This window comes from Ureibacillus yapensis (genome assembly GCF_003515775.1).
In the GTDB taxonomy this organism is placed as follows: Bacteria; Bacillota; Bacilli; order Bacillales_A; family Planococcaceae; genus Ureibacillus; species Ureibacillus yapensis.
The window spans coordinates 220287-242723 of sequence record NZ_QWEI01000003.1; the positions used below are offsets into that span (position 1 = coordinate 220287).

General features: G+C 36.5%; 18 protein-coding genes and 1 riboswitch. Of the genes, 6 read left to right on the top strand and 12 right to left on the bottom strand.

What is annotated here, in order from left to right:
- Positions 1-9 precede the first annotated feature (9 nt).
- On the bottom strand, positions 10-588 hold the full coding sequence (locus tag D1B33_RS08595; protein WP_118875965.1) for a YpmS family protein: 579 nt from the start codon (positions 586-588) through the stop codon (positions 10-12).
- A gap of 103 nt (positions 589-691) precedes the next feature.
- Positions 692-1633: a GDSL-type esterase/lipase family protein gene (locus tag D1B33_RS08600; RefSeq protein WP_158582948.1), complete on the bottom strand. Its 942-nt coding sequence runs from the start codon at positions 1631-1633 to the stop codon at positions 692-694.
- A gap of 418 nt (positions 1634-2051) precedes the next feature.
- Between D1B33_RS08600 and D1B33_RS08605 the strand changes: the two genes are divergently transcribed.
- The 4 genes from D1B33_RS08605 to D1B33_RS08620 all read left to right on the top strand — a co-directional run bounded on the left by D1B33_RS08605 (position 2052) and on the right by D1B33_RS08620 (position 6625).
- Positions 2052-3266, top strand: coding sequence for an ATP-grasp domain-containing protein (locus D1B33_RS08605; RefSeq protein WP_118875967.1), 1215 nt, complete (start codon positions 2052-2054; stop codon positions 3264-3266).
- Between the two features lie 29 nt (positions 3267-3295).
- Positions 3296-3688, top strand: coding sequence for a CotY/CotZ family spore coat protein (locus D1B33_RS08610; RefSeq protein ID WP_158582949.1), 393 nt, complete (start codon positions 3296-3298; stop codon positions 3686-3688).
- A 583-nt stretch (positions 3689-4271) separates the two neighbouring features.
- Positions 4272-5507: an ATP-grasp domain-containing protein gene (locus tag D1B33_RS08615; RefSeq protein WP_118875969.1), complete on the top strand. Its 1236-nt coding sequence runs from the start codon at positions 4272-4274 to the stop codon at positions 5505-5507.
- A gap of 89 nt (positions 5508-5596) precedes the next feature.
- On the top strand, positions 5597-6625 hold the full coding sequence (locus D1B33_RS08620; RefSeq protein WP_118875970.1) for a YheC/YheD family endospore coat-associated protein: 1029 nt from the start codon (positions 5597-5599) through the stop codon (positions 6623-6625).
- 220 nt (positions 6626-6845) lie between these two features.
- Here the strand turns inward: D1B33_RS08620 and D1B33_RS18320 are convergent, their stop codons facing one another.
- From D1B33_RS18320 to D1B33_RS08675, 9 genes are all read right to left on the bottom strand, one after another.
- Complete coding sequence (locus D1B33_RS18320; RefSeq protein WP_147370390.1) at positions 6846-8921, bottom strand: PAS domain S-box protein; 2076 nt, start codon at positions 8919-8921, stop codon at positions 6846-6848.
- 14 nt (positions 8922-8935) lie between these two features.
- Positions 8936-9020, bottom strand: a riboswitch (cyclic di-GMP riboswitch).
- 132 nt (positions 9021-9152) lie between these two features.
- Complete coding sequence (locus tag D1B33_RS08640; RefSeq protein ID WP_118875971.1) at positions 9153-9722, bottom strand: hypothetical protein; 570 nt, start codon at positions 9720-9722, stop codon at positions 9153-9155.
- Between the two features lie 354 nt (positions 9723-10076).
- Positions 10077-12362, bottom strand: a complete 2286-nt coding sequence (locus D1B33_RS08645; protein WP_118875972.1) for an EAL domain-containing protein — start codon at positions 12360-12362, stop codon at positions 10077-10079.
- A 788-nt stretch (positions 12363-13150) separates the two neighbouring features.
- Positions 13151-13993, bottom strand: a complete 843-nt coding sequence (locus tag D1B33_RS08650) for a DegV family protein (RefSeq protein WP_118875973.1) — start codon at positions 13991-13993, stop codon at positions 13151-13153.
- Between the two features lie 177 nt (positions 13994-14170).
- Positions 14171-15316: an alpha-hydroxy acid oxidase gene (locus D1B33_RS08655; RefSeq protein WP_233549427.1), complete on the bottom strand. Its 1146-nt coding sequence runs from the start codon at positions 15314-15316 to the stop codon at positions 14171-14173.
- A gap of 248 nt (positions 15317-15564) precedes the next feature.
- Positions 15565-16236, bottom strand: coding sequence for a serine/threonine protein kinase (locus D1B33_RS08660; protein ID WP_118875975.1), 672 nt, complete (start codon positions 16234-16236; stop codon positions 15565-15567).
- Between the two features lie 524 nt (positions 16237-16760).
- The gene (locus tag D1B33_RS08665) at positions 16761-17552 is read right to left on the bottom strand and encodes a putative hydro-lyase (RefSeq protein WP_118875976.1); all 792 of its coding nucleotides are present in this window, start codon (positions 17550-17552) and stop codon (positions 16761-16763) included.
- Between the two features lie 44 nt (positions 17553-17596).
- Positions 17597-18829 (bottom strand): NRAMP family divalent metal transporter, encoded by a 1233-nt coding sequence (locus D1B33_RS08670; protein WP_118876083.1) that lies wholly within the window; start codon positions 18827-18829, stop codon positions 17597-17599.
- 27 nt (positions 18830-18856) lie between these two features.
- Positions 18857-19630 (bottom strand): LamB/YcsF family protein, encoded by a 774-nt coding sequence (locus D1B33_RS08675; RefSeq protein ID WP_118875977.1) that lies wholly within the window; start codon positions 19628-19630, stop codon positions 18857-18859.
- 239 nt (positions 19631-19869) lie between these two features.
- Between D1B33_RS08675 and pxpB the strand changes: the two genes are divergently transcribed.
- Together pxpB and D1B33_RS08685 are read left to right on the top strand one after the other, a co-directional pair.
- A complete protein-coding gene (gene pxpB / locus D1B33_RS08680; RefSeq protein WP_118875978.1) occupies positions 19870-20604 on the top strand; it encodes a 5-oxoprolinase subunit PxpB in 735 nt (244 codons plus the stop codon).
- Positions 20601-21602 (top strand): 5-oxoprolinase subunit C family protein, encoded by a 1002-nt coding sequence (locus D1B33_RS08685; protein WP_118875979.1) that lies wholly within the window; start codon positions 20601-20603, stop codon positions 21600-21602. The genes pxpB and D1B33_RS08685 overlap by 4 nt, the downstream gene beginning before the upstream one ends.
- 49 nt (positions 21603-21651) lie before the next feature.
- Here the strand turns inward: D1B33_RS08685 and D1B33_RS08690 are convergent, their stop codons facing one another.
- On the bottom strand, positions 21652-22401 hold the full coding sequence (locus D1B33_RS08690) for an IclR family transcriptional regulator (RefSeq protein ID WP_118876084.1): 750 nt from the start codon (positions 22399-22401) through the stop codon (positions 21652-21654).
- Positions 22402-22437: the final 36 nt, after the last annotated feature.

The window sequence follows — 22437 nt, forward strand, 5'->3', positions numbered from 1 at the left end:
CTCATCCTCCTATTCATTAGGTATGATTACTTCCAATAATATGCGATTATTTTGCAAATCGATTTCTTTCGCTTTTACGTGCGCTCCCGACATGATCGGAAACTTGGATAAGTCCACAAACAATTCTTCCTCATTTGGTCTTACAATAATCCATTCCGGAAATTGGACCGCTTCATCCATTAGTTTCAAGACCGTCATTGGCGGTAGATTCAGTTTACCAACATTTACGGAAGTTTGCTTTAATATGATATTGCCTTCTTCCGTGACCTGCGGATCAAATTGCATGGAGAAAGGAACCGTTACGCCAAAAACCGTCAGTTCACTGCTTAATCCTATTGATTCATCCACCGAAAAATCGATTGGAAGCTGACTGTTCTGGAGTTCCTTTTTCAAATATTTCATCGCAATTTGTTCAAAATCGTCTGCTGTCGTTTCAACGAGCAAAACACTGTCTGAAGGCTTTGCCGTAATGTTTTGTGTTGAAACGGATCCCTCATCTGTAGGAGAAGTCGCCCAATAGTAAATACCCACAAAACCTAATATGATTGCCCCCATTAATGTAAAAAAAGCGACTTTCCAAAAATTCACCAAGCTTCACTCCTTCAAAAACTCTGTTCATCTCTTTTTCTTTCCATTCTATGTATACTATAACGAAAAACAAGAGGAAAAGGTTAACCTTACTTTCTATTCCCTATTCAGTTAAGATTAACCGGTCCTCCGAATCTTCGATGTGGCATGACTTCATCATGGAGATGATTCTCTCTGTCATTATTGTATAGCCATATCCGTTTGGATGAAAGAAATCGGTATGATATACCTTATTTGCATTTTCATCAAACAAATCTTGTATATCCACAAAACAAGCATTGTTATATTTTGCTGCAGTCGCTTCAATCGTTTGATTCCATTCCGTGATAATGGATTCAAATTCGGGTATTTCATTGGTAATGATAGAAAAAGGATTATACAGTCCGATTAAAATGATGGGGGCTTCAGGATTACGAAGTCGAATTTCTTGAAGAATTAGATTGTATCGCTGCTGGAATTCTTCAAGCTCCTTTTCGAAGTTTTCCTTTTTCACTTCAAATAAATCGTTTTTCACGATTTTCATCATATCATTGCCGCCAATCGTAATGGTAATGAGCTCTGAATTTTTAAGTTCGTGATCATAATGTCCCTTTTCGATAAGCGTTAGCAATTGATCGCTTTTTCTGCCTCTTTTTCCGCGATTGTCTATGACTACCTCGGAAATATCTGTCCACTGTTCGATTTTCTCCGCCAATCTTTTAGTATACCCATTTTTTTGCTCTTCATCCCCCACCCCTTTTGTTAACGAATCCCCCAAAGCCAAATAATAGATTTTGGATGAATCGGCCTTTATTTCTTCCGGTGATGGGTCATGAAATTCATCAATGATATATTCTTCGAGAGACGATGGGAATACCATGTCATTTGTTGAAGGCTCCTCTTCCAATTCTTTTTTCTCTTCTGTTATTCTGAGATTTGCACTTTGATCCTCTTCTTGGCTTTCGGCCGGGGCATTTACAGGGAGTAATTCATTTTTTGTGGCGGTAATACCAACTACTAGAAAGAACAGAAAACAGCACCCAAAAAGAAGCATGCTCCATTTCAAAATTACTTCCCCCTCCCTTCTCATTTTGCTTTTATTGCAACTAGACTCACTTTTCCTTGTATTGGACAGCCAACATTAATATGAGCCATTCTCTATTTTTGTATGTGAAATCGAAGGGAACAAGAAAAGCTTCCCGTTTTATTTCCCTTTATTTTTAAAATATAATTTTTTGCCATTGCTCTATTATATGCTTAACAATTAAAAAGTAAGTTATTTCCCATAATCAAATGCAGGTTTCTTGTAATTGATTTGCGAAAGTTTTATTTCACGCAGTATGTAGCCTCTTCTTTAGGATTACATATATTATGATGAGGGAAATGGAGGAGACTCCCTAGATAATCTTGTTTCTCTCCAAATTCAAAGTAAAGTGAGACTCACGCCTATAAACGGATGAATTTTTTATAGTGGAGTGTAAATTATGCCTTCCATCATTTTTTTGGAAACCTATAAATCCGGTTCCTCAAGAGAAGGGTTGAGTGCCGCAAAAAGCCTTGGTTATAAGGTGCACTTGCTTACTTCAAACTTAAAGATTCTAAAGGGAAAAGAAGATTTTTTAGACGTTGATGAATTTCATTTGGTGAATGTTAAAGATATAGACCTAGTAAAGAAAACCGTTTTAGAAATACAGTTAAAAGACCATGTTGCCGGTATAATAAGCTTTATTGATTCGTACGTTTTTCTGGCAGCCAGTTTATCCAATGAACTTTGCGGCACACCGCTCTCCTTAAATGCATATAAAAAAATGGAAGATAAAATACTTACTCGAAAACAACTTCTTGACGATCGTTCGAATCCATTTTTTTTCATCTTAACAAAAGATACAATCTTAAAAGATTTTATCCATCAAGTGAAACATAAATTGCCATTGGTTGTGAAATTGCCAAGTTCCTGTGGTTCTAAAAATGTATATCTCGTTAAAACTGTAGCTGAATTAAGAAATCGACTCCTTTTTTTAAGATATCATTTTGACGAAGATCTGTTAATTGAGGAATTTTTACGAGGACCACAGTGCATTGTAGAAGTGATTGCACAAAACGGGAACTATTCCATCAGTGCTCTTGTAGAACAAGAGATCACACACAAGGAACGATTTATCGTAACTGGATACAGCATTTCAAATGAAGTTGATCATGCGTTGGAAAATTCACTTATTGCCAAAGCGAACGAAGTTTTGCAAAGGTTAGAGTTTGTGCAAGGAAATTGCCATTTGGAATTTAGGTTTGCAGATGGAAATTGGAAACTAATCGAGGCAAATCCTCGCATGTCAGGTGGCGTTATGAATGAATTAATAAAAGAAGCATATGGATTTAATTATGCAGAACAAATTCTTCATCTTTACTTGGGCAACTCTCCGACTTTGAATAAAACAAAAGAAGAAAACGTTTATGCCCATTATTTGACTGTATCCCAACCCGGAAAACTAGTGAAGGTTACTGGTGTCCAAAATGTACTGCAGCAAAGCGGCGTTATAAAAGTATATATAAAGCCTGTTAGAGGTGATATTTTACTGCCGCCCCTATCAATGGGCAATAGGTGCGGTTATATATTAGCAAAGGGAAAAACGAAAGCCGAAGCAAAAAATAATGCCATAAAAGCTGCTGCACAAATAAAATTTCACCTAATCCCCTTATAAGTCTATTTTTTGAAAGGATGTCACAAAATATGGAGAAATGTGTTCAATTATCTAAAAACCATTCATTAGATGTTTTTAATAGTTTTAATAGTTTTAATAGACATCTTCCACTTCCCTTCATGTTCCTGACCAATTGTGGTGGAGAACCATTTATGGCAATAGGAGAAAACAAGAAAGGATATCACTTTTTTTCACCGTATTTCCTGCTGAAAAAGATGCTCGATGAATCCTGTATGCAATTAATGATTCTAGAACCAGTGGGAACAGATGGATGTCTCATAGAATATCCGGAGAGGTTTTATTCTCTGCAAACAACTGGGAGTTCGATTCTTGTTTTAAAAGAGTCTATTAGTGCAATCCAGACTTTTTCAAGTGATGATATTGATCGTAAATTAATTGATCCCGGTTCGAAGAAAGATTGATTATTTTTGCCTTCAAAATCAGAGGATTTGAAAATCTCTTTGAGTTTTCAGAAAAACGTAACTCGGCGAAATGGCCGGAGTTATGTTTTTTTTATGTTGTTATCCCTAAAAACTTATTTCCTTTCCGCTATATAATTTCAACTCTTTGTTAGATCGATCCTAATTTCTTTGTTTTATATAGTGTGTTCCGACTCTTTAGCAGCTCTTCATATTCTAGGAACTTACTGCCGTCGATTTTCAAGTAATATCTCCCCTCTTAGAGTAGTTACTCTTTTTCACTTCCTTGTAAGTAATTTAACTTTCAGACTGAATCTAAATGCATCGGCTTTCTAATCTTATTCAGCAAATATATTTTCTCAACTCATGATAAAAATCCAGTTCTATATCTCTACTAAAAATAGAATAACTAGGGAGGTGAATCGCTGAGTTTTTTTAATTAAGAATTTCGAAACAATAGTAATGGTTGACCATGAATCCAATTAAAAACCTTTCCAGTAGGCTGCGAATTGTTTAAAACAATCAAAATTAATTGAACACAATTGTGATCAATACATTTAATGAAAAGAAATGAGGGAAACTCAAGTTGAGAACCATCATCTTTCTTCACACAATGAAGTCAGGTTCAAGTAGAGAAGCCATTAAGGCCGCTGAAAAACTTGGCTACTTTACTGTTCTTTTTACAAGCAATGAAAAGTTATTGAATCAAAGGGGCGAATTTCCGGACGTTCATAAAATGATATTAGTGGATTTTGACAATCAACAAGAACTAAAGGATGCCATTGAAAATAATCAAAACAACGGGTTAACAATCGAAGCAATTGTAAGTTTTGTCGATCCATACGTTTCATTAGCCGCACAATTACATGAGGAATATTGTAAAGAAAATTTGTCAATTGATGCGATCATAGCAATGGAAAACAAAATTTCAACCAGGGAATTGCTGAAAGACTCACCTTATACACCCAAATTTATTAAGTTAAAGATTAGCGAATTTGAGGAAACACTCCCATCCATAAAAAAACAATATACTTATCCGTTTATAGTCAAATCTCCTCTATCAACCGGCTCAAAAGATGTACTGAAAGTTGAAAACGATAAAGAACTTCAAAAAACTGTAAAATTGTTAACAAATAAATATCCTGACCTGCCAATTTTAATTGAAGAATTTCTGGATGGCCCGCAATACCTCGTTGAAACGATTGTTGTCAATGGAGATGTTCATATTGTAGCTATCTTAGAACAAGAAATTGTTAAATTTAAACGATTTATTATCACTGGATATAGTTTATCAAGTGAAATCGATGAGCTTCTTCTGGAAAACATTCAAGAAGCAGTCAACGACATAATCGGACTTTTTGAAATGAAAAATGGTGCTTGTCATTTAGAGATCCGGATTGTTGATAACCATGTTAAGCTGATTGAAATAAATCCCAGAATTTCAGGTGGGGCAATGAACAGAATGATTGAAATAGCATATGGAATTAATTTAGTAGAAGAAACATTAAAACTTTTACTTGGAAATACCCCTATATTGGAACCGAGATGGGAGAAACCAGTCTTTACACAATACGTTACGATTTCAGATAGCGGAATTCTAGAAAAAGTGACGGGCAGAAAACAAGCTTCTCTATGCCCAGGCGTAGAAGAAATATATATAAAACCAAGAAAGGGTTCGCTGCTTTCTCCCCCTATTTCTATGGGCCAACGTTATGCATACGTAATCGCAACCGGAGAATCTAGTGAACAGGCCAAAGAGAATGCGAAATATGCCGCACAAAAAATTGAATTTCATTTAAAACCCATAGAACAACTAAATTAAATCATAATAATAAGTCTTTTTCGTTTAGAAGTTTTATCGTTTAATAGATTTAACTTAATTTAAAAGCTAAAACAATCGGAGGGATACGGTTGATTACAGTTGGTATGCTACACTACCGAAAGGATCCGCAAACCGTTTTTAAGACATATGCTTTTGCAGCCACCGCAAAAATGGAAGGGATCAATTTTTTCTATTTTACTCCTGGAAGAGTGGATCTTAAAAACAGAAGAATTAATGGACTATTTTACGAGAATGGAGCATGGGTAGAAAGGGAAACTGAATATCCGGATGTTGTTTACAATGCCGGAGGAACAATTACTGCAAAGCAAAGCTCTATAGTGGATGCCTTAGAAAAAGAACTACCTTTTACCAGTCACGCTATAGGAGATAAAATGAGCGTTTATAATCGAATTAAAAAAGGGTCACTTTTCGCTCAATATTTAATACCTTCAGATAATTTCGAACACGTGGAAACAGCCCTTAACTATATCGAAAAATTTAACGCAATTATTATAAAGCCTATTTCAGGTGCCAAAGGGGAAAGTATTCTTTTAATCGAAAAAAGACAGGATGATTATTTATTAATCATTTCAGAAACTGAATATGCAATGTCTGAAGAACGACTGAAAGAGTGGTTAGAGGAGCTATTAACAGAAGAGGAAACGTATTTAGTGCAACCATTTATTCAATCAAAGACGAAACAAGGTCATGCATTTGATCTTCGCCTGCATGTCCAAAAAAACGGGGAAGGTAAATGGGTATTAACGGCGATGTATCCTCGGATTGCCAGTAAAGGAATTGTAGCAAACTTAAGTAAGGCCGGCTTTACAAGCATGACCAATCCTTTTTTCGAGGAACAATTTGGCAAAGATTTTTTTGATGTCAAACGGTATTTAGAAGTATTTTCAGTACAATTTGCAACACATTTTGATAGTTTATTTGACGAACCATTAGACGAACTGGGAATTGATGTTGGACTCGATCAAAATAATAAAATCTGGATCTATGAAGTAAATTGGCGTCCGGGCTTGCCCGTTTTATTTAACCTGGAAATGGATATACCAAAAAATATGCTTCACTATTGTACTTACCTGGCAAAAAAGCAAAAACATAAATAGCCGACCTTAGCCGTAAAGCTTTGCTTATTTTAGTTTACCACTAAGAGAACTTATACTAATCCTCACTAATTTATTTAAAAAGTGCTGTTCTCCATTTTGGGGTTTGGCGCTTTTTTCTTCTTAGATATCAAAAATCAAAAGTTTCCCAGTTTAGCTGCCAGCCAGCTTTTCATAATCTAAAAAAAGAGCCTCCTAATAGGAAACTCCGTTATATCCAATCTTATAAGCTTGATTTGTCAGAAAAGTAGGTCGATGCTAGCTTCACATTATTTCTTCCGTTACTCTTGGCTTCATATAAAGCGGCATCTGCCGACTTCATCAATTGGTTTCTCGTTAAGCCATTTTCACTATAAAACGCCAACCCGATACTTGAAGTGGTATGGAAGGTATGATTGCCGATTTGCCAGGGTTCCTGCAGGGAATGAAGAATCCTCTCAGCAACTTGAATGGCTTCTTGTTTATGTTCTATGTACGGCAGGAGAATCGTGAACTCATCTCCACCCTGCCTTGCCAGAATATCACTTTGACGAAGATTCCTTTTTACCCTCTTGCCAAATTGCATTAAGAGTTCATCGCCAACATCATGTCCCAATGTATCATTAATATGCTTGAATTTATCCATATCCAGATACATAACAGCCATCATTCTATGCTCACTTTCTGCCTCTTTAATGGCTTGGGATAACCTTTCCTTAAACAATCTCCGATTCGGCAAATCGGTTAAGGCATCATGATACGCCATATGCAATAATTTCTCTTCCAAAACCTTCCTCTCCGATATATCCCTGGAGACAACCAGAGCATGAAGGAATTTTCCATGTTCATCGTAAATTGGCGTCCCTTTCGATTCCACCCACACCCAATTTCCGTTCGCATCTTTAAAACGGAATTCAATAAGCGCTTCCTTTTTGGTTTGAATCATGTTTAGAAACTCTTGTGTTACAAAAGCCATGTCATCGGGATGAATCAGGTCAAAAACAACTGTTCCCTCAAATTCTTGAGGTGTATATCCGATTAGAAATCCATAGGAAGGAGAAGCATAATTTACCATCCCATTGACATCAATAATCGCTACCAAATCGGTCATGTGTTCCGTAATCCAGCGATATTTCACTTCACTCTGCCGAAGAGCTTCTTCCGCTAGTTTTCTATCGGTAATATCCCTTACGATCAATTGGGCGGAAGGTTTCCCTTCATAATGAATTCCAACGCCGGTTGCCTCAACATCCATCAGGCTTCCGTCGAATCGAACGATTTTTTCTTCAAGCAGGTCAACGGTGTTTCCCAATTTCTTCAAATTATGCATTCGCTGTTTTACTGCTGTTCGATAATCAGGATGGACAAAATCCAAAATCGGTCTTTCTATTATTTCATCGGAACTATCAATTCCATATAATTTCACTCCGGCATCATTTACATACTTCAATATACCGTCCGTATGAACAATTATGGGATCGGGTGATAATTCAACTAATTTCCGATAACGTTCTTCACTCTGTCGAAGAGCTTCTTCTGCTTGTTTTCTTTCAGTAATGTCATTTCGGATCGCAACATATTGACAGGGTTTTCCATCGTCATCCAAAACAGGGACAATCGTGGTATGAACCCAGTAAAAGCTTCCATCTTTCGCTTTATTTCGGATTTCTCCTTTCCATGATTTGCCGCTGCCGATCATCCTGTACATTTCTCTGAAATATTCTTTTGAATGATAACCAGAATTCAAAATTCGATGATCTTGGCCAATTAACTCTTCCATGGAGTACTTTGAGATTTCACAAAACTTATTATTTGCAAATTCGATGCTGCCTTTGCGGTCAGTAATGGCCAAGATAGAAGATTCCTCTAAGGCCATATGAATCGTTGCCAAGTTTTTTTGGGATTTTTTTAAATCCCTTTCCGTTTTCGTTAAAGATGCCTTCGTTTTATAAAATTCTGTCCGATTGATTGCTACGCCAAAAATCCCTTTAATTTCATCCTTAATGAGTATTGGCATAATCTTGACCAATAAATGAAGAATCTCTCCATTTTTATGATATACCTGTGTTTCATACTCGCAATGCTGCCCACTTAACGTTTGCGCTACGGATTCCATCGTTTTTTCCAAATAGTCAGGCACAATCATTTCCTTATAATGGATCCCTTTTAACTCTTCCTTCGAATAACCATAAATATCTAAGGCCTTTTTGTTGATTTCTAGTATTTGACCATTTGCAGAAAGTATGAAGATTGCATCCGTATTGTGTTCAATGATTGATTGGTAGATTTCAATGGATAATTCGTTTAATGAAAAATTCATTCCTATTTCTCCTTTTTGGCAGCCCAACCATCATAGTACTGAACCTTAGACTTGTGGCTTTGAGTCCCTGTCTTTCGATCAGGTTTTCCTTTTTCAAACAGGTTTTGCAATTAAATATAATAACATATGGCAAATATATATCACTAATATTTTGATAACTTTTTTGCAAGTTGAATGGGGATAAATTCTTCGATAGTCCCATTTAAATGTGGAAACCCCGATGATTTCACCCTAATCATTCGCTTTATTATTATCTTTTTTAAAATGGATATTCAATAAAATAGCAACACCTATAAAAATAGTAACCCATAAAAAGAATTGTTTTCCTATAGATGGGTCGCTTAAATCTACTTCTTCACTTGGGGGATACCCTACACCCAGCATCCCTAAATCCTCCTGTGAAGAACTTAATTGGTTTGTTCGATCGCAAATGACCGAAACAAGCGTTTTTTCACCGTACATAGTGGATTCTTTCGCATAGACCAAATATTCGAACCCTTCTTTAAAATCAATGCCACAATCCCCTCCACCCAGTCCGGTACTAATCTCGATTTGTGTTTGACTGGGACCTTTCCAAACGTTGTTCACTTCAAAGCGAGCGGTCTTTGAAGCAGAACCATTCAAGCTTCGTTTGTCTTCCATCTTGATTACTTTACCACTGAACACTGCACTGGAGCGGTCAAATTCTTCTTCAGCAGTTGGCGACTGTGCACATGAGCAGGCACTTGTATTGGAAGGAAAAGAACTCAAAAATAAAATACTTATAAAAATGCAAATAATCATATGAATATGATTTTTCATATAAATCACCTCACAACTAATCATATTTATTAATGGATTAGTCGCTGGTTTTTAAATAAAGTTACAATAAGTGTGATGATGGAAACAGGATGTTAATTGAAGTGTTGAAGAAAATCGGGTTTGGACCCAATCCAACCCGATTTACCAAATCTCAGCAGATGTAAAAATAGAACCACCCTTTAATTTTAAGGACTTACTGGCTTATTTATAATAAAAAAGTGCCAGCTCCTTGAGGATAAGGAATCTGGCACTTTTTTGAAATACTTTATGAGTGTCTTATATAGCTGTTTTGGATAGATTCAAATGCATATTTACATCATGTAAATAGTAAAAATAGTCCGAGCAAAATTATTGTTAAATTAAATTGTCACTTATCCCCATAGCCAAAGGATATTTAATAGGTAAAATGACATCAATAGTCGTTCCCTTGTTTATTTCACTTTTTATTTCTATTGTTCCACCATACTCTTGAACAATTTTATGACAAATCATTAATCCTAAACCTGTTCCCTTTTCATTAATACTGTAGAATGGTTCTCCAATTTTCTTTATTCTTTCTTTAGAGATACCGTATCCTTGGTCAATAAAACTAAATTTAATGTAATTATCGTCGCATCTTTGAACATTGATTTTTATGATTCCCCCATTTGGCATTGCTTCAACTGCATTATTCAAAATATGGATAAACACTTGTTTCATATGATTTTTATTACAAAATATTTCAGGCACATCCAAGGCATATTCTTGTCTAATTTCAATACTTTGCAAATTCGAATGCGAAGGTAATAATTTATACACTTCTAATAAAAGAGAAGTAATATTAATTTTTTCTACACTTGATATACTAGGCTTTGTGAATTCTATAAATTCCTGTATAATTTCTTCTATTTTACGAATTTCATCTAAAGTTGTATCTAAATATAAAGAATTATTTACTTCATTTTGAAGGAGTTGAACAAATCCCTTTATTGAAGTTAAAGGATTGATGATCTCATGGGCAATACTTGAGGCTAAATGTCCAACAACGGAAAGTTTTTCAGACTTAATCATTCTTTCTTCAACTCTTCTTCGTTCAGATATCTCCCTTCCAACCGCAATAAAATATTCAATTTCGCCATCTTTATTACAGACAGGTGAAATTTTTGCTTCTATATCTACCCATCCCCCTTCGGCACGTTTATAGCGCAATTCCACTTGACAGGGCAGTTTTGACTCAAGCATTAGATGAAATTGCTTTTCAATGGTACGTATGTCCTCAGCATGAATTAATTCTAATATAGAATCTCCTACAAATTTGTTAGATGGAAACCCTAATATCTTTTCATGAGATGAAGAGGCATAAAGCACTTTACCGTTTTTATCCAACATTCCAACTAAGTCAAGCATATTATCAGTAATAACCTCGTATTTAAAGTTTTGTTCCTCTACAGCCCTTGCTATGCGCTTTTGTTCTGAAATATTGACACACGTTCCAATAACTGCTTGAACTTGTCCATTTTTTTTGATTGGGGATAGCGAAGCGTAATAATGTATACCATTTTGTTCTCCCTCATACATTATATTTTCTTCCCCCTGCCAAGCTTTATGGTAAAGTTTCGTTTTTTCCTTGGCTATATCAATAGGTAAAAAATCTTTTAATTCCTTCCCAATCACTTGTTCGGAAGTATGACCCAATCTATACAATAATTTCCCTTCGCATACAGTGTGTATGAATTTATCATTTTTCTTAATAAACTTAAATGTCATTCCTTGTTGCTGACTCATAGAATCCCGTAGTTCTTGATGGTTACTTTCCAAACCTTCATTCATAGAGCCTTGATTATATAAATTTTTGGAAATTCCTTCTTGAGGGGTAAGTTGTTCTATTTTATCAAAAAACTGAATTAATTCATCTGGCGGTAAAGGTCTACTAAATAAATATCCTTGTCCATAATTACATGAATTTTGTTGGAGGAAAATCAATTCTTCTTTTGTCTCAATTCCTTCCGCAATTACTTTCATATTTAAGCGCTGAGCTATTTCTATAAACATTTTTACAATGGTTGAATTGTTAGTATTAGTTGTACAATTGCGAATAAAAGTTTGATCAATTTTTATATTATCGATTTGGAATTCATTTAAATATTGGAGAGAACTATAGCCTTTTCCAAAATCGTCTATACTAATTTGTACTCCTAATCGCCTTAATCCCCTTATAACTTCGATAACTCTTTTTTTATCAACCATAGCACTCTCTGTGATTTCAATTTCAAGATATTCAGGGGCAAGTTTCGTTTCTTCTAAAATTCCACAAACCATATCAATTATATTTGGCTGATAAAGCTGACGAACAGAAAGATTCACAGACATCACCATAGGAGAAAAACCAGCCTTCATCCAATTCTTGTTCTGTAAACAAGCTGTTCGTAAAACCCATTCGCCCATGGGAAAGATTAGTCCAGAATCCTCTGCAAATGAAATAAACTCCGCTGGAGGAATTAATCCTTTTTCTGGATGTTCCCACCGTATTAAAGCCTCCATTCCTTCGATCTTTCCCGTTGACAAGTTGACTTTTGGTTGATAATACAGTCGAAACTCTTCTTTTTCCAATGCGTTTTTCAGTTCTGTTTCCACTTGTGTTGTTTTATATATTAGTTCCATCTTAATCACTCTCCAAATCTGTTAAATTCGCCCAAAAATCTTCAATTCATTAGGCTTGATACTTTTCAAACAAATTTAAACATTTATTGTTTTGAAGCATTTAAACATTAAACAAATTTATAAATATATAATTTTATTAATATTATTCATAATATTTAGTTAATTAAGAAAACTAATATTTCATCCGCATAATTTTATATCTAAACAAGCTCTACTTTAACTTTAATAGGTATGTATGATGAATTAGTGAGTAGCACCTCTTTTTTAAAACTAATTTTTTATTCTGACAAGATAATTAAAAGAACTTATATTTTATTTTTCGACACTACAGAAAAGATGTTACTTAACAGCTTAATTATAATATTTCCATCAACAATTAATAATCCCTTCATTTTTTGATAAAAATAGTTACTTTTATCCATATTAAGACAATTTTTTGTTCTCCATTACTTTATCTAACTTATTTTCCCTCTAAAAATTTTCTTTGCTCTCTTCTCTCCACCCAAACAGTTTTCTTTTTAGATGGTTAATGGCTTAAAATCCGCTATGGTAATTAAAACGGTATTCTTTTGCTTAGTAAATGAACCAATTTAGTGGTGGAAAAAAATATAGAAAAAAAAGTGCCAGATCTTTCTGCAATACGGATCTGACACTTTCTCTGATATTTATTCGATTGCTTTTCTCAATCTCTTTAAGACCGAGCTACTTAGTTGTTCGGCGATAGAACTAAGTTGTTTTTGAACGAACTAAGTTAGAGGCAGACTGCTTTAAGCAGAATGCAACAGTTTTTATTCTGCAAAATAAATAAACCCAATGGCACCTGGGCCAGTGTGGGTGCTGATGACCGGGGAAGTGAATTTAACTTCCACATCGGAAAAGCCTGTTGTGTGGATTTGTTCGATCAAGGCATTCCCCATTGTTTTCAACCCATCTGCATGGGAAATACCTACCGCTTTTACTGTTTTTCCTTCTACGTCTTCTTTAAATTGTTTAAAGAGATGGCTGACCGCTTGTTTATGGCTTCTCGCCTTTGCGACAGGTGTATACGAACCATCATCCAAAGTGGCAATTGGTTTAATATTTAAAAGAGAACCAACCATTCCCTTTCCTTTTCCAATACGTCCACCTTTAATCAGGTTTTCCAAAGTATCCACCACTACAAATAATCGAGTGTTTTTTCTTACCTCGTCCAACCGCGCGACAATTTGTTCCACTGTTGCGCCGGCATCCCGAAGCTTGATCGCTTCACGAATTTGGATGGCCAGTGCAATGGCGATATAACGGGAATCCACCACCGTAACATCCGAAGACGAAAGCTCGGCTGCTTGTCTGGCGGAATCAACCGTCCCGCTCATGGAGCCAGTCATATGAATTGAGATGATTTTATCTCCATCTTTCCCCAATTCATCATAAAGTTCCTTGAATTTCCCCGGTGCCGGCTGGGAGCTTTTAGGCAAATTGCTTGAATGCTGCATTAGCTCCAGGAAAGAATGAGGTTCAACATCTTTTCCGTCAATATAGGTTTTTCCATCAATTTGAATTGTTAAAGGTACGACTTTAATATCGTGCTCCATCAGTTCTTCTTTTGTTAAGTCACAAGTAGAATCTGTAACAATATGAATTCGTCCCAAGAAAATGACACATCCTTAACTAGATTAGACTTATTATAAGAAGAAAAGGTCTTTGCGTAAACATGACAAATGTAATCGATTTCAAAGTCATGAATTTCGGTGTTTAAGGTAATACTCCACTAAGCACCGAGACCGTCCAGAAGAATTCTAGACAGTCCCTCTACGCATGAAAAGTTTTTACATTTGATTATTCCGTTTTACCAGTTCTACTTTTTTCAGTTCTTCCATTGAACTTGTCCCTGCCAATGTCATTGTAGTAACAAGTTCATTATATAAATTCATCATAACATTTTGTACACCCTGTTCACCTGCAATGGCAAGGCCATATACATAAGGCCGGCCGATACAAACCGCATCAGCACCCAATGCCAATGCTTTAAATGCATCCACACCACTATAAACGCCACTGTCAAATAGGACAGGTACCCTTCCGTTTACCACTTTTGTGATATTAGGCAAAGCATCCAGACTGCCGATGACCCCATCCAATTGACGGCCGCCATGATTCGAAACAATCAGGCCATCTATTCCGCTTTCAAGAGCTTTTACCGCATCATTCGGATGCAAAATTCCTTTTAAGAGGACCGGAAGTTTGGTATGTTTTTTTATCTTTTCGATATGAGCCCATGTTAGATGAGCATGATCGATATTTTTTAAAATCCCATCAATATAATTTTCATACGACCCATTCAATAGATTTTTGCGGAAAATGGGGTCGTTCACGTAGTTTCCCTTAGCAAAGCCTTGGGAAAGTGGAGAAAAATTGATTTTCAAATCTCCAGTACGCCAGCCTGAAACGGTTGTGTCAATTGTCAGCACGATGGCTCGATATCCTGCAGCTTCGGCACGGGAAATCATGCTGAATGATATTTCTTCTTCTTTTGACCAATACAATTGAAAAAACTTTGTGTGGTCAGGAGCAACCTCTGCTACTTCTTCGAGTGAATAACTTGAAACTGTACTTAAAGCGTATGGAATGTTCAATTTTGAAGCAGCTCTTATGACTGCCAATTCGCCATCAGGATGTTCAAGCATATTCATCCCTACAGGCGCAAATATAAATGGCTTGGGAAAGGATATGCCGAAAAGTGAAATGCTCGTATCAATAGACGATGTATCATTCAATAGCTGCGGGATAAATGCATAACTTTCAAAAGCGATTCTGTTATTTCGCATGGTTTGCTCTTGGCCTGCCCCACCTCGAATATACTCAAAATTTCCCAATGGCAGAATTTCTTTCGCTTTTGCTTCCAGGTTATCAAAGTTAACCGGGAAGTCTTGTTTAATCTCATGAGGTTCTTTATCTTTTGATTGGATCGTCATCGTTTTCATCATCCCCAACATTTTGTGTATTATATTTTTTGCAGGATTGAAGCTGCAATTTAGCTCTGAACAACTAATTCAATAAAGTTATATTGTAATAGTAAATAGTGTGCTACAAACTGTCAACTTGTTATCTGAAAATTAACGCTCTTGGCTAGGCAGATTAATTTTGTTGTGATATAAAAAAGCACTGTCTTTAAATGAGTGATGATCACCATTTAAAGGTAGTGCAATGACATACGAAGCGTTTATTTTTTAAACAAGAGATTCAAAACGATTTTTGTAAACTCGTCAAAGGATGAAAAATTCTTTCCCCGTTGGTTATACCATTTTCGAATCGTTTCCACCAGCCAAAATGGAACTGAATTCCCATCAATTAAATGATAGTACTCTTCATAGCCTTTTTTAAGATGCTCCCACCGAAAATCGTTTCCTGGCAGGACATATTCAGAAACATCAAGTATTTTTGCTCTTCCATTCTGCAATAAGATGTTCTTTAAATGGATGTCACGGGGGTTAAGACCTTTCCCGCGCACATATTCTCTTGCATCCTCTACATCCTTTACAACCTGTTCCGGAATATGAGTACCCTGCAAAATGCAATCAAAGAGCGTTTTTCCTTCCTCGTAGCTTAAGACGAGATAATCATGCTTCGCATCAAAACAAGTTGAAAAGTAAGGTGAATCTCCTAATATTCGATATACACTTGCTTCTATTTTTACTTTAGCTGCTTTATCTTTTGCATACTTTTTAAAGGCATAGGCCGGAACTTTCACGGACTGAAAAACAGCCGCATCCGTCCCTGTTCCTATACATTTCATATCATCAGCATAGCCCTGTATGGTGACAGGTTCATTATCGGGATTTGAAACGATATTTATCTTCGAAAGCGAATCTATGGTGATATCCCAATCGTTCAAATAATCTCTCCATTCATAACTATTATTTTGATGATTTTTAAGAACTAACCTATCTCTTTGCATCAGATTCACGGTTGAATCGATAGAGTATCCAGAAACAGATGAAATCACTACTTAAAAGTGTATATCAGGTTCAGCCGAATTTCCAGGATTCCGACAACCCATATTGCTTTACTACCTTCAACATATTCATGACAATCAGATTTTGAATACAAGCAAAACCATTATTTCCGTTGTTAAAGCTACAGTTTTCTCCGGGTTCACTTGAATACATTTATTAATTATTTCTTTAATTATTCTGACCACCTTCCTGTCACAAGAGCTAATATTTCCTATTATATATCTTGGTAGAGACACTTACTTTATTTTCGTTTTACCACAATAAACGAATAAAAAAAATGAGCCATATTAGACCCACTGCTTAAAATTTCTTTATAAATTATATGTTATTATGATGAAAACCTTGATGTACCTTACAACTATTGTTCATAGTGAATTAATGAATCTTAAAAGATTTTCTTAACCTATAACACACTATAGGCTTTATCTTTAACATCACTGATAAACATACATCCCGGTGCATGAGTAATCATGATTGATGGCTTGCTTTCCATTGCTACGGCTTGTGGAGTCACGCCACATGCCCAAAATACAGGAACTTCCCCAGCTTTTATAGTTACTGCATCCCCAAAGTCCGGAGTCGATAAATCGTATATCCCGATTTGGGATGGGTCACCGATATGCAAAGGTGCACCATGAACAGCTGGGAAACGAGATGTAATTTGAACCGCACGAATGGCATCTGCTGATGACATAGGGCGCATACTCACAACAGTCGGCCCTTCAAATATTCCAGCCTTTACACAAGGAATATTCGTTTTGTACATTGGAACATTGCAGTTCTCCTCAATATGTCGGATTGGAATGCCACTCTCGAGAAGCGGCCTTTCAAAAGTAAAACTGCAACCTATTAAAAATGCAACCATGTCATCTTCCCAAAAATTTGTAATATCCGTTACCTCTTCAGAAAATACTCCGTCCCGGTAGATACGATATTTCGGGAAATCTGTTCTGATATCTGCATCTTTTGCTATTAACGCCGGACGAAATGAACCTGGCTCAGTTACATCCAATAGGGGACATTGTTTCGTGTTGCGCTGGCAAAACAGCAAAAAATCAAAAGCATGTTCTTTTTTTAAAATAGCCAAGTTTGCTTGGGTATACCCTTTTGACAATCCAGCTGTCGGCCCTGTTATTTCCTGTTTTCGTATTAATGCTCTAATCTCTTTAGGTTCTAGCAGTGCTACATCTCTCAAATTATATCCCCCTATTATAATAGAATAATTGCTTCACAAAAAAATTATTTAAATAATAAAGGCAATTGTTCGATCAGTGTCACGACTCCTAAATATCCCATAAGCACAACCACAATCGCTCCAGTGATTGTTAGCCATAAAGGATGCTTATATGCACCTACAATATTTTTCTTATACGCTGCAATCAGTAATGTTCCTAATGCAAGCGGTAAAATTAATGCATTTAGAGCACCTACAATAACAAGAATATTTACTGGTCTTCCAACAAGGGCGAATACTATAGTTGATATAAGTATAAAAGCAATAATAATCCAATTATGATACTTTTCAATTGAAGGGTGGAAAGTACGAATAAACGAAACAGAAGTATAAGCTGCACCAACAACTGAAGTAATGGCAGCTGCCCACATAATTACTCCAAAAATACGATAGCCAATTTCACCCGCAGCAAGTTGAAAAACTGATGCAGGAGGGTTATCTGGGTCGATGGATAGTCCCTGAGATACAACACCAAGTACTGCTAAAAATAAAGCTACACGCATAACTCCAGTTGCAAGGATACCGGCCACTGAGCTTTTCGTAATTTCCGGTAATGATTCGATTCCTTTTACGCCTGCATCTAGTAGACGGTGCCCCCCGGCAAATGTAATATAGCCACCGACAGTACCACCAACAAGAGTTACGATTGCAAACCAACTAATTTCAGTCGGCGCAAATGTACGAACAATTGCCTCTCCAACTGGTGGAGCTGTTTTGATAGCAACGAACATCATCAGCAAAATCATAACAATCCCTGCAAACTGTGCAAACTTATCCATCGCTTTGCCAGCTTCTTTTACTAAGAAAATAAATATTGCAACTCCAGCACTAATAACAGCTCCAACAATTGGATCTAGCCCCAGCATTGCATTTAACCCTAATCCTGCTCCTGCGACATTCCCGATATTAAAAGCCAAACCGCCAATAACTATTAAAATTGCAAGTACTACACCCAACCCAGGAAGGACTTTATTTGCAATCTCTTGTCCACGTAGGCCTGAAACACCAATAATTCTCCAAACATTCATCTGAGCAACGATATCCAGAAACAATGATATTAAAATGACAAAACCGAAACTTGCAGCCAATTGTTGTGTAAAAACAGTAGTTTGTGTTAGAAAACCTGGACCAATGGAAGAAGTCGCCATTAAAAATGCGGCTCCGAGAAGGACACTTCTATTCACTTTCTTTTTTACGGGACCTCCTCCACTCACTTCAGAAGATTGAATATCATCCATTACTGGCTTTTTTTTCGTACCTTGCATCTATTTACTCCCCCACTTCCCAATTGCAGAAATTGAAATCCCGTTTTTTTCCAAAGTTTCATTTAAATGCTTAGCAAATAGTAAAGCATTTTCCCCATCCCCATGAATACATACCGTGTCTGCACGCAATGTCACATCCGTATGTTGTTGCGACAATACTTTTCCTTCCTTCACCGCTCGAATCACTTGAGATGCTGATTGATTATAATCTGTAATTAATGCATCCTTTTGTGTACGGCTTGTAAGTGAACCGTTTGCTTGGTACGTACGATCTGCAAAAAATTCGTGTGCTGTTTTTAATCCGATTCTTTCTCCTGCCTTAGTTAATTCACTATTTGCAAGACCAAATAAGATTAACTCTGGTGACACATCATAAATTGCTTGAGCAATCGCTTCTGCAAGTTGCGAATCTTTTGCAGCCATATTGTATAGGGCACCGTGTGGTTTTACATGTTGCATTTTTTCATGGAATGTTGCTAAAAATCCTTGCAATGCACCAATCTGGTAAACTACCATATCATAGCCTTCTTGCGGTGTAATAGCTATTTCTCTTCTCCCAAAACCAACCAAGTCGGGGAGCCCCGGATGCGCTCCAATTTCAACTCCCTTGTCTAATGCCAATTTTACCGTTTCCCTCATAACAGTAGGATCGCCACTATGAAAACCACATGCAACATTTGCAGAAGTCACATATTTTAGGATTTCTTCCTGCTCCCCCAATTTAAAACGCCCAAAGCTTTCTCCTAAATCACAATTTAAATCTACAAGAAACATTTTTCTCCCTCCCGTAATGACTTGATAGATAGTTCCGAAATTTGGAACAAAAGTTTTAAATTATAGTATAAATTCTAGCATAATTATTTTGAGTTTAAAATCTTAAATTTAGAATTATAAGAAAAATATTAATTATCAAAATATAATCTTGTTTTTCTCTCTGAAACTTTTATAATAGAATCATTATCCGTAATATAGAACGACAGTTCCTAATTCCGGAACTAAAGGAGTTGACTCGCATGACGTCTTATAACATAAATGAATGCATTCAGCCTTTAGGAGACTCAGCATTAGTAATCCGTTTAGGCTCAGAAATTCACCCTTCCACACATCAAAAAGTAAAAAACCTATCTTTGTTATTAGAAAAAAATTCATTTACCGGATTTATAGAAGCAGTGCCTTCTTATACTACTTTGACAGTGTATTACAATCCGATCGAAGTATTTCAATCTAGAACTGCAAGCAATTCAAAAAGTCCGTATAAAATTGTAAGTGAGCATGTATTTCACTTACTAAAAAATCTTCGAATAGAAGATATCAAGAAACAAAGAATTGTCAAAATACCAGTGGTCTATGGTGGAGACTTTGGCCCTGATTTGGATTATGTAGCAAACTATAATCAGCTCACTAGAGAGGAAGTTATCCATATACATTCTGCTAATGAATATTTAGTTTATATGATTGGATTTGCACCTGGCTTTCCCTTTATGGGAGGTATGGATGAACGCATAGCAACACCTAGGAAGGATTCTCCCCGATTGGCGATTCATCCTGGTTCTGTTGGTATAGCGGGTAAGCAGACAGGCGTATACCCGTTGGAAACCCCAGGTGGTTGGCAAATTATTGGCCGGACTCCTTTGGCGCTATTTCTGCCCCCTTCATCACCTCCAACATTATTGCAAGCCGGTGATCGAATTCGTTTTGTACCCATTTCCGAAAAAGAATTTGAAGAATATAAGGAGCTGAAGTCATGAGTATTACTGTTTTGCATCCAGGGCTGCTTGCAACAATCCAGGATTTAGGACGATTTGGCTCGCAAAAATACGGTGTGATTGTTGGTGGTGCAATGGATGCCTATTCATTAAGAATTGCAAATATGCTTGTTGGGAACGAGGAAAATGAAGCTGTGCTTGAACTTACCATTTTGGGGACAAGCATTCAATTTGAAAGTGATCATTTGGTAGCTATTACAGGGGGAGATTTACAGCCGACAATCGATGGAGAAACAGCACCGATGTGGCGTCCAATCTATATTCGAAAAGGGTCTATCCTAAAATTCAAATCTGCTGTTTCCGGTTGTAGAGCATACCTTGCATTTGCCGGGGGAATAGAAGTCCCTAAAATTATGGGAAGTAAAAGTACCTATTTACGGGCAGCAATTGGCGGATTTAATGGCAGAGCCCTACAAAAGGGCGACAAATTACTTGTAGGGAGCCCAAATAGTAACATTAGCCACGCATTCATAAATCAACTTAAAAGAAATAACGAACATTTTACTTGGTCCATTAACTTTACTCAACTGCTCTCTTTTCCAAACTCATTCACAATTCGATTTATTCGCGGTTCAGAGTACGAGCGTTTTCAGGTATCCAGTCAGCAGACTTTTCAAACGAAACAGTATGTAATTACAACGCAAGCAGATCGTATGGGCTATCGCTTAGACGGAGAAACCCTACAGCTTTCAGAACAATTCGATTTGTTGTCTGAAGGAGTCACATATGGAACGATTCAAGTGCCTTCGAGCGGTCAACCGATCATATTAATGGCGGATCGGCAAACAACAGGAGGTTATCCGAAAATTGGACAGGTCATAACGGCAGACTTGCCTATATTATCCCAAATGCAGCCGCTATCCAAAATCTTTTTTAAAGAAGCCACACTTGAAAAAGCTGAATCATTATTAATGGAAAAAGAAAATATCCTTAATCAAATTGCCTCGGGCATTGTTATTAAAGCGTTACATGAGCATTGAGGATGGGGGCTGTCTGATGGCCTCGTGGTCAAGACGCCCCGTCATAATGTCAGTAACCAAGCTGTTTTGATATTGCATAAGCTGCTTTTTTCACCTTTTCCTGAAATACCTCCAAGTTATCTCCTTGATAGTTCGCTTCAATTCCTGCGATGCTAATTCCTGCAACTACTTCACCAAGATTATTAAAGATAGGCGCACCAACTGCAGATGTGTAGTTTTCTAATTCAGAATGGCTGATTGTATATCCTTCTTTTTTGGACTGTTGAATAATCTCATAAAGTTTTTCCTTGTCAGTAATCGTTCCTTTTGCAATCGGGTTCAGCTCTACCGATTCCAAATAGTCTTTCACCTCTTGATCAGGCAAGAAAGACAGGATAGCACGTGGACAAGCACCTGCATATAAAGGACTCTTTCGACCGATTGCTGTATAGAGCCGAACTTTTTGTTGGGTATCTACCTTCTCTATATAAACCGCTTCATCACCCTCACGAATAATAAGATTGATTGCTTCTTTCGTCTCATTATGCAGTTCGTTCATGTATGGGTAAGCAATTTTTCGTATATCAAGCCTTGATGAAACCAAATGACCGAATTTTAGAAACAATAGACCTAAACGATATTTAGAATCTGTTCCTTTTACTAAGAACTCCATTTCTTCCAAAGTTGAAAGCATTCGATAAACCGAAGTTTTTGGTATACCTGAGAGATTAATTATTTCTTGAAAGGTTAATTCACTATGTACAATAAATAAATTTAGAATATTCATCGATTTGACTACTGTTTTATTCGTGTTATTCACTTTCCCCCTACCTCCGATCACTATAAAATAACTCCA